Here is a 13845-nt window from a genome sequence, read left to right as displayed (position 1 = left end):
CTGCGACCATGCTGCGTGGTTACGTCCTTCCTCATGGAGATCACTCCGGAGGCTCAGAAACCTGTTGGAGCCAGAACGCGGATCGGTGTCCCCGATCCCGCGTTCAGGGGCGCCGGTTGCGTGGACCGCATGGCGATCATGTGCGAGCGTCTCAGGGAGGACGGCCTCTACGACATGGCTTGGGCGCTCGGTGTCACCCGCAATCCCACCGGATTCCTGGAGCCTCGCGTCACTGTCGGCCGGAACCGGTTCACGATGGACCTACGCCGGGCACTCTGCTGAAGCCGAAGAGCCCGGGCCTCGGCGCGGGCCGGGGCCTCAGTACAGGATCGTCGCCAGCTCGCCGACCTGCCGGAAGCCGACGTGCTCGTAGACGGCGCGGGCCGCGGCGTTGTAGTCGTTGACGTACAGCGAGACGACGGGGTGGAACCGGCGGGCCAGCTCGACGACGCGGGCCACGGCGGGCACCGCCAGGCCCCGGCCCCGCAGGTCGGGGGCGACCCACACCCCCTGGACCTGGCAGACCCGCTCGTGCACGGCGCCGATGTCGGACTTGAACCAGAAGCGCCCGCCGAGCGGGTCGTAGGCGCCGAAGGCGCGGCGGGTCGTGATGAGGCCCCGCACGTACGCGGCGTAGCTGTTGGCCGGGTCGAGCGGGCTGGCGCCGACCTCCTCGGTGTACATCGCGACGGCGGCGTCGAAGTAGGGCCCGAGGCGGTCGTCGGCGACGACGCCGACGCGCGGGTCCCCGGCCACCGTCGGCGGGTGGTCGATGGCCATGAGCGGCTGGTGGGCCCTGAGGGAGCGGGCCCCGAGCCAGGCGGGGCCCCAGCGAGCGACGAGGCGCTCGTGGACGGCGGCCACCGTCGCCGAGCGCCCCATGATGGCCTGACTGGTGCGCCGCGGGCCGAGCCGGTCGACGAAGGCGTCGAGGGCGTCGGGGTCGTCGCCGACGAGGACGAGATTCGCGCCCGCATGGCAGGCGGCGACGAGTCGGCCGTCCCGGAAGTAGCCCCAGATGCGGCAGCCGAGGGCCGACGGAGCGAGACCGGCCGCATCGAGCCGCGCGTTGAGGAAGACGTTCTCCACCGGGTGCTCGTCCAGCAGGGCGCGCAGCGCCGGCAGGTCCATCGACCCGAGTGCTCTGGCCCGTCCCCGCAACGGGACGGGCCAGAGCGCGTCGGCCGAGTGGGCGAGGGGCATCAGACGATGACCTGCGGGGAGCCCTGCTCGGCGAAGTCGGCGGCCATCTCGTGGGCCATCGTCACGAGGGTCTCGACGATCTCGTCCTCGGGCACGGTCCTGATGACCTGGCCCTTGGCGATGATCTGGCCCTTGCCGTTCCCGGAGGCCACGCCGAGGTCGGCCTCGCGGGCCTCGCCGGGCCCGTTCACGACGCAGCCCATGACGGCCACGCGGATCGGCACGGTCATGTCCTTGAGGGCCTCGGTGACCTGCTCGGCGAGCGTGCAGACGTCGACCTGGGCGCGCCCGCAGCTGGGGCAGCTGACGATCTCGAACTGGCGGGGCCGCAGGTTGAGGGACTCGAGGATCTTGACGCCGACCTTGACCTCCTCGACCGGGTCGGCGGACAGGGACACCCGGATGGTGTCGCCGATGCCCTCGGCCAGCAGCGCCCCGAAGGCGACGGAGGACTTGATGGTGCCCTGGAAGGCCGGGCCGGCCTCGGTGACGCCGAGGTGCAGCGGGTAGTCGCAGGCCTCGGACAGGCGCCGGTAGGCCTGGATCATGATGACCGGGTCGTGGTGCTTGACCGAGATGGCGAAGTCGTGGAAGCCGACGTCCTCGAAGAGGCGGGCCTCGTTGAGCGCGGACTGCACGAGGGCGCCGGCCGGGTCGGTCCGGTACATCTCCATGAGGCGCTTGTCGAGGGAGCCCGCGTTGATGCCGATGCGCAGGCCGGTGCCGTGGTCGACGGCGGCCCTGGCGATCTCGCCCACCTTGTCGTCGAAGCGCTTGATGTTGCCGGGATTGACGCGGACGCCGGCGCAGCCGGCCCCGATGGCCGCGAAGACGTACTTGGGGTTGAAGTGGATGTCGGCGACGACGGGGATCCGGGACTTCGCGGCGATCGCCGGCAGGGCGTCGGCGTCGTCCTGGCTCGGGACGGCGACCCGGACGATGTCGCAGCCGGCCGCGGTGAGCTGGGCGATCTGCTGGAGCGTCGCATTGATGTCGGCGGTGAGGGTTGTGGTCATCGACTGCACGGAGACCGGGGCGTCGCCGCCCATCGCCACCGCGCCCACGTGGATCATGCGGGTCCTGCGCCGTGTGGCGACGGTGGGGACCGGCTTGTCGTCCGGGAGGTCGATGAGGAGGTCGTCAGCCATGCCCCCAAGGGTAGCCGGGGCGCAGGAGCGGGGACCGGCCAGGCCTCACTCGTCCGCCCCGCGGACCCCTGCTGACGGGTGCGGCGCACGGGCGAGGGCGCGGCCGGCGGCCGTCCTGCCGGCATCCGGAGTCGGGCCGATCCGGGCGTCGACCAGGGCCCCGAGGCCGGCTCGCCCGCACAGCCCTGCCGGGGCCTTCGCGACCGGGTCTCAGCGGCACAGCTGCTCGGCGCGGCGGCGCGCCCAGGCATCGGCGCCCAGGACCGCCTCGACGCTCAACCCGGCGTCGTCCACGTGGCCGTCGGCGAGGTGCTCGTCGACGACGCGCGCGATCGTGTCGGTGATGCCGAGGAAGCCGAGGCGGCCCTCGAAGAAGGCGTCCACGCAGACCTCGTTGGCCCCGTTGAGGACGGCCGGCGCGGTGCCCCCGGCCCGCCCGGCGCGGCGGGCCAGCTCGACCGCCGGGAAGGTCCGCGAGTCGAGCGGCTCGAAGGTCCAGGCGGCGGCACTCGACCAGTCGCACCCGGCCGCGGCGCCCGCCATCCGCTCCGGCCAGGCGAGGGCCAGCCCGATGGGCAGCCTCATGTCGGGCGGGGAGGCCTGGAGGATCGTCGCGCCGTCGAAGAACTCGACGCCGGAGTGAACCACCGACTGGGGGTGGACGACGACGGTGATGTCGTCCAGGCCGACGTCGTAGAGCAGGGCGGCCTCGAGCAGCTCGAGGCCCTTGTTGACGAGGGTGGCCGAGTTGATGGTGATGACCCGCCCCATGCTCCAGGTGGGGTGCGCCAGGGCCTGCTCCGGCGTCACGCCGGCGAGCTCGTCGCGGGTCATGCCGCGGAAGGGGCCGCCGGAGGCGGTGAGCACGAGGCGGCGCACCTCGCGGGCCCCGCCGCCGCGCAGGCACTGGGCGAAGGCGGAGTGCTCGGAGTCCACGGCGACCAGCTGGCCGGGACGCGCCCGGTCGGTGACCAAGTGCCCGCCGATGACGAGGGACTCCTTGTTGGCCAGGGCCAGCGTCGTCCCGGCGTCGAGGGCGGCGAGGGTGGCGAGCAGTCCGGCCGAGCCGGTGATGGCGTTGAGGACGACGTCGGCCCGCGCGGCGGCGAGCTCGGTGTTCGCCTCGGGCCCGCTGAGGAGGGCGGGTCGGCTCGTGCCGCCGGCGGCCTCGAAGGCCGCCCAGAACTCGTCCTCGTGGCCGGACTCGGCGATGCCGACCGCCCTCGGGGCGAAGTGCGCGGCCTGGCGGGCCAGCCGTCCGACCTGCCCTCCCCCGGCGCTGAGCGCCACGATGCGGAACCGCTCGCGCCGCGCGTCGATCACCTCGCAGGTCTGCGTCCCGATCGACCCGGTACTGCCCAGAAGCACAACATCTCGCACCCCGGTGATTATGGTCCTGCCGGGCCGCCCATGGGAAACTGCGAAGAACACCGCTCCGACCAGGGCTTTCATCTGGGAATTGTTCCGGACCGGCGCACATGTGTTCACAGGGCGTCGCTGCCCGCGCCCCGCCGCCGCTCACGCCCCGGCCGGGGCGCTCCCGACCGCCCGGCGGGCGAGGTCGCCGCCGTCGGCGCCGACCCGGGCGGCGAGCTGGCCGCAGGCGCCGTCGATCTCGCGTCCGCGGGTGTCGCGCACGGTCACGGGGATGCCGCGCCGGGCCAGGTGCCGGACGAAGGCCTCCTCGTCCTCCCGGCGCGAGGCGGTCCACCGGGAGCCGGGCGTCGGGTTGAGCGGGATGAGGTTGACGTGCGCCCAGTTCCAGTCGCCGCGCTCGGCGAGCCGGCGGGCCAGCAGGTCGGCCCGCCAGGCCTGGTCGTTGACGTCCTTGATGAGGGCGTACTCGATCGAGACGCGCCGCCCGCTGGTCCTCGCGTGGTCCCAGGCGGCGTCGAGCACCGCGTCGATGTCGAAGTGCCGGTTGAGCGGCACGAGCTCGTCGCGCAGCTCGTCGTCGGGGGCGTGCAGCGAGACGGCCAGCGTCACGGGAACGCCCGCCCCGGTCAGCTGGCGCATGCGGGGCACCATCCCGACGGTCGAGACGGTGAGGCCCCGGGCGGAGATGCCCAGCCCGTCGGGTTCGGGGCGCGTGAGCTCGCGCACCGCGGCGAGCACCGCCGAGAAGTTGGCCATGGGCTCGCCCATGCCCATGAAGACGACGTTGGTGACGCGCCCCGGCCCGCCGGGCGCCGAGCCCCGGGCCAGCAGGCGCGCGCCGTGGACGACCTGGCCGACGATCTCGGCGGTCGACAGATTGCGCTGCAGGCCGCCCTGCCCGGTGGCGCAGAACGGGCAGCCGATGCCGCAGCCGGCCTCCGAGCTGATGCAGACGGTGGTGCGGTGCGGGTAGCGCATGAGCACCGACTCGACGAGGCAGCCGTCGTACAGGCGCCATGCGGTCTTGACCGTCGTGCCGTGGTCGGCGGCGAGCTCCTGGACGGGCTCCAGGAGGGGCGGGAGGAGGATCCCGGCGATCCGTTCGCGCGCATCGGCGGGAAGATCGGTCCACCCGGCCGGGTCGTCCTCGAGGCGCGTGAACCAGTGGGTCGAGATCTGCCGGGCGCGGAAGGCGGGCAGACCCATGGCGCGCACCGCGTCGACGCGCTCGGCGGGCGCGAGGTCCATCCAGTGACGGGGCGGGCGCCGACCCGGGCCGGGGGACATGATCTGCTCGATGGTGGGGGCCCCGGCGGGCCCTCCGGTGCGCTGGTTCACACCACGAGAAGGTACAGCACGAACCAAGCCGCCGGCGCGGCCAGGACGATCGAGTCGAGCCGGTCCATCGCCCCGCCGTGCCCGGGCACGACGTGCGACATGTCCTTGATGCCGGCGTCGCGTTTGATCGCCGACTCCACCAGGTCGCCGAGGGCCCCGACGGCCCCGACGACGACGCCCATGAGGGCGCCCACCCACACGGGGGCGTCCAGCATGAGGCGGACCGAGACGGCGCCCGCCACGAGGGCGACGACGAGGCCCCCGACGAGGCCCTCCCAGCTCTTGCCCGGACTGACCCGGGGGGCCATCCTGTGCCGGCCGAAGAGCACGCCGAGGGCGAAGGCCCCGGTGTCGCAGGCGATGACGGCGATGAGGAAGCACAGCACGCGACGGCCGCCGTGGTCGTCGGCGAGCATGAGCGTGCAGGTGGAGCCGAGCAGCGGCAGGTAGCCGATGGTGAAGACGCTGGCGGCGGCGTCCCTGAGGAAGCCGTCCGGGCCCTTCGGGATGCGCGCCAGCAGGACGGCGACCACCATGAACGCGAGCATCCCGATGATCACGCCCAGCGCGCGTTCGCGCTGGCCCGCGTCGAACAGGGCGTAGGAGGCGAGCACGAGCAGGGGCGTGCCGACGAGGACGGGCCAGCGGGCCGGATGGGCGCCGACCCGCTCGACGGCGTTGCAGACCTCCTGAACGCCGGCCGTGAGGGCGACCGCGCTGAAGAGGGCGAAGCCCCAGTGCCACCACATGAGCGTGGCGATGACGATCGCGCCGAGGACGACCCCGGTCGTGATGGCGACCGGCAGGTTGCGGCCCGTCCGGTGCGCGTGGGCGGACCCGTCGCCGCCCGCCGGATGGGGGGCCGTCGGATGGGGGGAGGTCATGGCGGGTCGATGCCCCTAGACGGACATCAGCTCCTGCTCCTTGGCCTTGAGCAGCTCGTCGACCCTCGCCACGTGCTTCTTCGTGGTGGCGTCGAGGGCCTTCTCGGCGCGCTTGGCCTCGTCCTCGCCGATCTCCTTGTTCTTGGCCTTCCTCTTGATGGCCTCGAGGGCGTGGTGACGGTGACCGCGGATCGTGACGCGGGCCTCCTCGGCCCTGCCCCGCACGATCTTGATGTACTCCTTGCGGCGCTCCTGCGTGAGCTCGGGCAGGACGCAGCGGATGGCGTTGCCGTCGCTGGCCGGGTTGACGCCGAGATCGGAGTCGCGCACGGCCTTCTCGATGGCCCCCAGGGCCCCCTTGTCGTAGGGCGTGATGAGCATGGTCCGGGGCTCGGGCGAGCTGAAGGAGGCCAGCTGCTGGAGCGGGGTCGGCGCACCGTAGTAGTCGGCCTCGAGCTTGTTGAACATGGCGGGGTTGGCGCGGCCCGTGCGCACGGCGGCGAAGTCCTCCTTCGCGAAGGCGATGGCGCCCTCCATCTTCTTCTCGGCGCCCCTGATGATGTCTGCCGTCACGATGATTCCTTTCCGAGGATTGCGATGCCCTGCCGATCAGCAGTGCACGAGGGTGCCGATCTTCTCGCCGCGCACGGCCCGCATGATGTTGTCGGGGTCGTCGAGGTTGAAGAAGATCATGTCGAGGTCGTTGTCGCGGGCCAGGCTGACGGCCGTGGCGTCGGCGACCTTCAGGTCCTGGGCGAGGAACTGGTCGTAGCTCAGCTCGGCGTACATGGTGGCCCCCGGCTCGGCGCGCGGGTCGGCGTCGTAGACGCCGTCGACGCCGTTCTTCGCCATGAGGAGCACCTCGGCGCCGATCTCGAGGGCGCGCTGAGCGGCGACCGTGTCGGTGGAGAAGTACGGCATGCCCGAGCCGGCGGCGAAGATGACGATGCGGCCCTTCTCGAGGTGGCGCTCCGCGCGGCGCGGGATGTAGGACTCGGCGACCTGACCCATCGTGATGGCGCTCTGGACGCGGGTGGGCACGCCCTCCTTCTCGCAGAAGTCCTGGAGGGCGAGCGCGTTCATGACGGTGCCGAGCATGCCGATGTAGTCGGCGCGGTCGCGGTCCATGCCGCCGGCCTGCAGCTCGGCCCCGCGGAAGTAGTTGCCGCCGCCGACGACGACGGCGACCTGCGTGCCGGACCTCGTCACCGCGACGATCTGCTGGGCGATGGTGCGGACCGTGTGCGGGTCGACACCGAGCCTCCCGTTGCCGAAGGCCTCGCCGGAGAGCTTGAGCAGGACTCGGTGGAAGGGTTCGGGCACAGTGTCCTCCTGGGGCGGTGATCGACGCGGTCTGACTGCTGTGGCCACTCTACCGGTTGCGGGCCCTCCCGCCCGGACGGCCGGACCGCCCGGGGACGCACGAGGGCCCCACCCGGTCGTCCCCCGGGTGGGGCCCTCGTGAGCCTGGACTCAGGCGCCCGCGGCGAAGCGCACGAAGCGCGTCACCGTGACGCCGTGCTCGTCGGCCAGCGCGCCGACCGACTTCTTGTCGTCGGCGACGCTGGGCTGCTCGAGCAGGCAGACGTCCTTGTAGAAGGCGCTGATCCGGCCCTCGACGATGCGCGGGATGATCTTCTCGGGCTTGCCCTCCTCCTTCGCGGTCTCCTCGGCGATGCGCCGCTCCTTGGCGAGCACGTCGGCGGGGACGTCCTCCCGCGTGAGGTACTGGGGGCTCATCGAGGCGATCTGGAGCGCGACCTGGTGGACGAACTCCGCGTCGTCGCCCTCGTAGGCGACGGCCACGCCGACCTGCGGCGGCAGGTCGGGGTTGCGCCTGTGCAGGTAGACGTCGATGGCGCCGGGCAGGCGGGCGGCGTCGGCCAGCTCGATCTTCTCGCCGATCTTGGCGGCGATCTCGCCGATCGCCTCGGCGACGGTGCGCCCGTCGGCGAGCTCGACCTCGAGGGCCGCCTGCCTGCCGTCGGCGCCGGCCCTGTCGACGGCCTCGGCGATGGCCTGTCCGAGCTCGATGAACTCGGCGTTCTTGGCGACGAAGTCGGTCTCGGAGCCGAGGTGGATCAGGGCATTCCCGGAGGCGGCGACGAGACCGTTGGCGGCGTCGCGGTCGGCGCGCTTGGCGGCCTTGGCGGCCCCGCTCACGCGCAGGATCTCGACGGCCTTCTCGAAGTCGCCGTCGGCCTCGGTGAGGGCCTTCTTGGCGTCCATCATGCCGGCGCCGGTGGCGTCGCGCAGCTTCTTCACATCAGCGGCTTTGATTGCCATGATTGTCCGTTTCCTCGCAGTTCTCGTTCACTCTGCCCGGGGGGCCTCGGCGGCCCCGGGCTCCCCGGTGGCAGGGGCCGCGTCGGCGACCTCGGCGTTCAGGCGCCCCGCCTCGGGGTCGACCTGCTCGGTCCGCTCGGCCGTGTCGCCGGACTCGAGGAGCTCCTTCTCCCACTCGGCCATCGGCTCGGCGGGGGCCCCGTCCTGGGCCTGGGCGTCGGACCTGGCCAGCAGGCCCTCGGCGCAGGCGTCGGCGATGATGCGCGTGAGCAGGGAGACGGAGCGGATGGCGTCGTCGTTGCCCGGGATCGGGTGGTCGACCTCGTCGGGGTCGCAGTTGGTGTCGAGGATGGCGACGACGGGGATGTGCAGCTTGCGGGCCTCGTCGATGGCCAGGTGCTCCTTCTTCGTGTCGACGACCCACACGGCCTGGGGGATCCTGCCCATGTCGCGGATGCCGCCGAGGGACTTGGCCAGCTTCTCCTTCTCGCGGGAGAAGCCGAGGAGCTCCTTCTTCGTGAAGCCGCCGGGCTGAACGGTCTCGAGGTCCATGGCCTCGAGCTCCTTGAGGCGGGCGATGCGCTTGCTGATGGTCTGGAAGTTGGTGAGCATGCCGCCGAGCCAGCGCTGGTTGACGAAGGGCATGCCGACGCGCAGGGCCTGCTCCTCGACCGACTCCTGGGCCTGCTTCTTGGTGCCGACGAAGAGGATCTGGCCGCCCCTCGCGACGGTCTGCTTGACGAAGGCGTAGGCCTGATCGATGTAGGTCAGGGACTGGCGCAGGTCGATGATGTAGATGCCGTTGCGCTCGTTGAAGATGAAGCGCTTCATCTTCGGGTTCCAGCGACGGGTCTGGTGCCCGAAGTGGACGCCGCTCTCGAGCAGCTGCTTGGTCGTGACGACGGCCATTGCCGTCTCCTTTCGTGGTTGTCGGACGCGGTGTGCCCGCCTCCCCTGATGCGCCCGCCCCGGCGCCCCGGGCTCGCCGCCCGAGGACCACGCCGGGGACCGCGGCCGTCGGACGGCCGTTCCCGCGCATGCGAAGTCAGCCCGCCCGTGCGGACTGCGCCGGACAGTCTACGTGGCGGGGTCCGACGGGGGAAATCGGGTGGCGGGCCCGACCGGAGTCGCCCGAGGGGCCGGAGGCGTCCCGGTGAGGGGCGCCTCCGGCGTCGGAGCGGGCAGGGCCTCATCCCGGGCGGCGCGGGGCGGCCTGCCGGTCACGGCCGGGGCGCAGGCGCACGGCGGCCTCGCCCCGGGCGGCGCGGGGCGGCCGGGGCGCCCGGGCCGGGAGCGGTCGCCGACGACGTCGGAGCCGGCGCGGCTGACCGCGGCTCCGCACCCGGCGCCGGGATGATCGCCCGGGATCGCGCCATGGCCCGGCACCGGATGTTGTCCACAATCGGACTCGCGCGAGAGGAACGGGTCCGCCCCGCACACACTCCGGGCATGACGAGCACACCCAGCACGCACACGGGGCGGCCGGCCCGGTCGGGCCCGCCGTCCCACCGCCCCATCGCGAGGGTCAGGGCCGGTCTCCGCCGGCGTCCCGGAGGACCGGCGCGCGGCGCCGCTGTGCTGCTGTGCGTCGTCCTGCTGCTCGCGGTCGGACCCACCGCGGGGTGGGCGGACGGCGTCCACGTGATCCCGGTCGACGGCCCGGTGCTGCGCGGCTACGACCCTCCGGCGAAGAAGTGGCGGGCAGGGCACCGCGGCGTCGACCTGGGGGGCATCGTCGACGACGTCGTCCATGCGGCGGCCGACGGCACGGTCACCTTCGTCGGCACGATCAACGGCGTCCGGATGCTCACCGTCACGCACGAGGGCGGCCTGCGCACCACCTACCAGCCGGTGGCCGCCACCGTCGCGCAGGGCGACCACGTGATGGCGGGCCAGCAGATCGGCACGCTGCTGGCGGGTCACTGCCCCGGGCAGGCCTGCCTGCACCTCGGCCTCAAGCGCGGCGACGAGTACCTCGATCCGCTGGCCTGGATCAACGGCGGCGGGAGCGGTGGCGACGTCAGCCTGCTGCCGGCCGACGCCGCGCTCCACGACGTGCTGCCGGCATGGTGGGTGGAGCGTCTGCGCCAGGCGGCGGCCGACGCCGGCGGCAAGGCGCCGGGCTGGCCCGCCGACGGGCCGGTCACCTCCCCGTTCTCGAACCGGATCAACCCGATCCTGGGCACGAGCGAGCTCCACGACGGCCTCGACATCGGCGCCTCGTGCGGTTCGCCGGTGCGGGCGGCATGGGCGGGCACGGTCAGCTACGCCGCGCCGATGAGCGGTTTCGGCAACCGGGTCGAGGTCGACCACGGCGAGATGGAGGGCCGGCACCGCTCCAGCTCGTACAACCATCTCGCCGACGAGAGCGTCGGGCTGGTGCACGTGGGCGATCACGTCGAGGCGGGCCAGGTCATCGCCTACGTCGGCACGACCGGCCTGTCCACCGGCTGCCATCTGCACTTCTCGGTCTACCTGGACGGCTCGGCCGTCGACCCCGCCCCGTACCTGCCGTGACCGGGCGTGCCGGAGGAACCGGGGCCCGGCCCGACGGGGCACGGTCCCCACCACCGGTCGGTCTCCGGGGCCGGACCCGCCGGGAGGAATCCCGCAAGGGGCCGAACGGTCGAGTGTGCGTTGCCGCCGACGCGTGCTCCCCGGCTGCTCCCAGGCCCGCGGGCGCGCCTCCACGCCGTTGTTTTGTAGGCGGCTGTTGCAGGCGGCGCGGCGGCTCCACAGCCGCCACCCGCCGGGCTCCACGTTGTGGGCCCGGGGCCAGCGGTCCCTGCGGCTGCTCTCAGGCCCGTGGGTGCGCCTGTCTGTAGACGGCCCGGAGCCGCTCGTCGCTGATGTGGGTGTAGATCTGCGTGGTCGCCAGCGAGGCGTGCCCGAGGATCTCCTGCACGCTGCGCAGATCGGCCCCGCCTTCGAGGAGGTGGGTGGCCATGGCGTGGCGCAGCCCGTGCGGGCCGACGTCGGGGGCCTGCGGGACGGCGCGCAGGGCGGTGTGCACGACGCGGCGCACGACGGCCGGGTCGATGCGCCCGCCGCGCACGCCGAGGAAGATCGCGTGCCCCGAGGCGGGCCTCGCCCACTGGGGGCGCTGCGCCAGCCAGGCGTCCACGGCCCTCAGCGCCGGGACGCCGAGCGGCACGACCCGCTCCTTGCCGCCCTTGCCGAGCACCCGGACGGTACCGGTGGCCGCGTCGATGTCGCCGATGTCGAGCCCGCACAGCTCGCTCACGCGGATGCCGGAGCCGTAGAGCACCTCGAGGATCGCCACGTCGCGGGCGCCTCGGGGGCCCTCGGCCTCGGCCGCCGCGGCGGCGGCCGCGTCGAGGAGCTCCCGGGCGTCGTTCCGGGTGATCGTCCGCGGCAGCGCACGACCGACCTTGGGCGATCTGAGCCCGCCGGCGATGTCGACGGGCACGATCCGGTTGTCCTTCGCCCATGCGAAGAAGCCTCGGACCGCCCCGGCACGGCGGGCCAGGGTGGCGGCCGCCGCGCCGTCGTCCTGCTGGGCGGCGAGCCAGCGCCTCAGTTCGGCCAGCCCCACCTCGGCCAGATCGGTGCGGCCGCGCGCGGCGAGGAAGTCGAGCAGCTCGCCGACGTCGCCCAGATAGGCGCGCACGGTGTGCTCTGAGCAGCCGCGCTCGAGCGCCAGGTGGTCGCCGTAGCGCGCCACGACGGCGCTCCACGGATGCCGGTCCTGGCCCGCGGAGGAAGTGCCCACGGGCGCGAGTATAGGTTTGGTCAGTGCGGTGCCGGCCGAGGCCACCGCGCGTCGGCATCGAGCAGGAGGAACAGATGAGAAGCCCGGCAGAGTGGGCCACCACCGGCAATCTGCTTCGGATCACCCGCTGGGACGAGCCGGTGATGAGCTCCCCGACCCGCCCGGTCACGGACTTCGGCGACGAGCTGCACCAGCTGGTCGCCGACATGTTCCGGACGATGGCGGCCGCCGACGGGGTCGGTCTCGCCGCGCCCCAGATCGACTCGGATCTGTCGATCTTCGTCTTCAACTGCCCCGACGCCGACGGGCGCCTGATCCACGGCATCGTCTGCAACCCGGTCGTCACGCTCCCCGAGGGCAAGGACCGCCGCCTCGTGAGCGAGCAGGAGGGCTGCCTGTCGTGGCCGGGCGCCTACCAGCAGCTCGCCCGCCCCGACTTCGCGATCTGCGAGGGCCAGGACGAGGACGGCGAGCCGGTTCGCGTCGAGGGCACCGGCCTGCTGGCCCGCTGCCTGCAGCACGAGACCGATCACCTGCACGGCACCGTCTTCGGCGACCGCCTCTCGAAGCGCTCGCGCCGCCGCCTCGACGAGGAGAAGGAGCGGCTCGCCCCCCTCTACCCGGACGACTGGCCGATCCACCCCAAGCGCACGGCAGGCGAGGTCGACGGGCGTTGAGGTTTTCGACGTCCCGAACCAGGCAACGCTGCTCCGGAGGCTGATGCCCCGCCAAGGCGAGGATGATCGAGTCACACGGCGGTGCACCGCGGCTCGCCCGTCACGCGCGCCGAAACAATCGACTCGATCAGTCCGTCGTTCTAACCCGCCCACAAGCTTCGGCAGATGGGATGCGACAGGGGGACAGGGCTTCTGGGGCCCTGGGAGCAAAACTCGTCTGGTCCGCTTTCCCCTCAGGGAGCAGGGGTGTCCTCGTCAAGTTCCCCGGAGTCCCCTTCGTACTCGTAAGCCGCGCCAGCAGCAGGAAGTTCCTTGAGGCGCTTCTTCAACCGATTTGCCGAGATGGTGAAAGTCGTCATGGTCAGGCCGCCGGAGACGACACCCCCAACGACTGGTACCGCCTTACCGACGCTCTTGGCGAAGACCTCCTTGTTGACCTTCACACCCAAGGCCTGAAAAATCTTCTTGATCGCGGGATAGTAGCTGGTCCTGGTCAGGGCCTGTTTCTGGATGTTCTTCACCACTGATTTCTGGACGGTCGACGCAGCGAACTTCGACAAGGACATACCTGCGGTGCCGACCCCCTCGGCAACGCCGAGAAGTACAATGAGGATTCCCATGGTCTGGTCGTCCACTTCATCACCGGGCTTCAAGAAAGAACCCCAACCATACGCATAGGCAAGTTTCTGCTCAATCCGTATGATATGCGCATAATATTGCGCCATGTCGGTGGGTATGGTGGCGAGCAGGGCGAACCCTCCAGGCAGCCCCGCCGCGAAAGAAATGCTGGAGGCCTTGCTCGTCTCGAAGCGAATGGCCTTCGTGGCGATCTTGTCCATGATCTCCTGAGGCACACCAGCCTCGAACGGCGATGTCGCCACTGCCTCGTCAATCACGGACTGGGGGCAGTAAACCTTCAGTTCCTTCTCAAGCCACTTGTCACGATCAATGGCGACACCGGGGATGGCGACAGCCTGCCTGATGAGATTCTCCATCAGTTCAGCAGGATCCACATGAGCGTTCGAAACTTTCTCGGTGACCGTCGTGTAGACAGTTCGAACACGACCCCTGACATCCCCATCATGATCCTTAACAGGATCTTCATTTTTTGCGTTCACGACAATCCTCTCTTGATCAGGTATGGCCGGCATGAAACGAAATCGTATTTTTCATGGATTTCTCGTGTCGTTTCGGATATG

Annotated in this window: 13 protein-coding genes; 2 read left to right on the top strand and 11 right to left on the bottom strand. The window is 71.6% G+C overall.

From position 1 onward, the window contains the following. Positions 1-318: 318 nt before the first annotated feature. The 9 genes from EGX94_RS10485 to rpsB all read right to left on the bottom strand — a co-directional run bounded on the left by EGX94_RS10485 (position 319) and on the right by rpsB (position 9145). Positions 319-1203 (bottom strand): GNAT family N-acetyltransferase, encoded by an 885-nt coding sequence (locus EGX94_RS10485; RefSeq protein ID WP_021796226.1) that lies wholly within the window; start codon positions 1201-1203, stop codon positions 319-321. After that, the gene (gene ispG, locus EGX94_RS10480; RefSeq protein WP_021796223.1) at positions 1203-2351 is read right to left on the bottom strand and encodes a flavodoxin-dependent (E)-4-hydroxy-3-methylbut-2-enyl-diphosphate synthase; all 1149 of its coding nucleotides are present in this window, start codon (positions 2349-2351) and stop codon (positions 1203-1205) included. The genes EGX94_RS10485 and ispG overlap by 1 nt, the downstream gene beginning before the upstream one ends. A gap of 210 nt (positions 2352-2561) precedes the next feature. Continuing rightward, the gene (gene dxr / locus EGX94_RS10475; protein WP_021796229.1) at positions 2562-3731 is read right to left on the bottom strand and encodes a 1-deoxy-D-xylulose-5-phosphate reductoisomerase; all 1170 of its coding nucleotides are present in this window, start codon (positions 3729-3731) and stop codon (positions 2562-2564) included. A 138-nt stretch (positions 3732-3869) separates the two neighbouring features. Next, positions 3870-5015, bottom strand: a complete 1146-nt coding sequence (rlmN, locus tag EGX94_RS10470; RefSeq protein ID WP_123826483.1) for a 23S rRNA (adenine(2503)-C(2))-methyltransferase RlmN — start codon at positions 5013-5015, stop codon at positions 3870-3872. A 47-nt stretch (positions 5016-5062) separates the two neighbouring features. Beyond that, complete coding sequence (locus EGX94_RS10465; protein ID WP_021796213.1) at positions 5063-5950, bottom strand: phosphatidate cytidylyltransferase; 888 nt, start codon at positions 5948-5950, stop codon at positions 5063-5065. A gap of 15 nt (positions 5951-5965) precedes the next feature. Next, positions 5966-6487 (bottom strand): ribosome recycling factor, encoded by a 522-nt coding sequence (frr, locus tag EGX94_RS10460; RefSeq protein WP_211223453.1) that lies wholly within the window; start codon positions 6485-6487, stop codon positions 5966-5968. Positions 6488-6559: 72 nt separating this feature from the next. After that, positions 6560-7273 carry a UMP kinase gene (pyrH, locus tag EGX94_RS10455; protein WP_021796211.1) on the bottom strand — a complete coding sequence of 238 codons (714 nt, stop codon included), beginning with the start codon at positions 7271-7273 and terminating at the stop codon, positions 6560-6562. A 150-nt stretch (positions 7274-7423) separates the two neighbouring features. Further along, positions 7424-8236 (bottom strand): translation elongation factor Ts, encoded by an 813-nt coding sequence (gene tsf, locus EGX94_RS10450; protein ID WP_021796212.1) that lies wholly within the window; start codon positions 8234-8236, stop codon positions 7424-7426. Between the two features lie 27 nt (positions 8237-8263). Next, complete coding sequence (rpsB, locus tag EGX94_RS10445; protein WP_021796210.1) at positions 8264-9145, bottom strand: 30S ribosomal protein S2; 882 nt, start codon at positions 9143-9145, stop codon at positions 8264-8266. Between the two features lie 540 nt (positions 9146-9685). Between rpsB and EGX94_RS10440 the strand changes: the two genes are divergently transcribed. Continuing rightward, complete coding sequence (locus EGX94_RS10440; protein WP_081707465.1) at positions 9686-10753, top strand: peptidoglycan DD-metalloendopeptidase family protein; 1068 nt, start codon at positions 9686-9688, stop codon at positions 10751-10753. Between the two features lie 280 nt (positions 10754-11033). Here the strand turns inward: EGX94_RS10440 and EGX94_RS10435 are convergent, their stop codons facing one another. Then, positions 11034-11993, bottom strand: coding sequence for a tyrosine recombinase XerC (locus EGX94_RS10435; RefSeq protein WP_123826481.1), 960 nt, complete (start codon positions 11991-11993; stop codon positions 11034-11036). A gap of 50 nt (positions 11994-12043) precedes the next feature. Here EGX94_RS10435 and def point away from each other — a divergent pair, with 50 nt between their 5' ends. Then, positions 12044-12646 carry a peptide deformylase gene (gene def / locus EGX94_RS10430; protein WP_043122815.1) on the top strand — a complete coding sequence of 201 codons (603 nt, stop codon included), beginning with the start codon at positions 12044-12046 and terminating at the stop codon, positions 12644-12646. Positions 12647-12879: 233 nt separating this feature from the next. Here the strand turns inward: def and EGX94_RS10425 are convergent, their stop codons facing one another. Then, positions 12880-13797 (bottom strand): hypothetical protein, encoded by a 918-nt coding sequence (locus EGX94_RS10425; protein ID WP_021798431.1) that lies wholly within the window; start codon positions 13795-13797, stop codon positions 12880-12882. Between the last annotated feature and the right edge of the window lie 48 nt (positions 13798-13845).

This window comes from Propionibacterium acidifaciens, from assembly GCF_003798325.1.
Taxonomy (GTDB): Bacteria; Actinomycetota; Actinomycetes; order Propionibacteriales; family Propionibacteriaceae; genus Propionibacterium; species Propionibacterium acidifaciens.
Note: the sequence above shows the minus strand (reverse complement) of the source record. Positions and strands in the feature narration are given on the sequence as shown.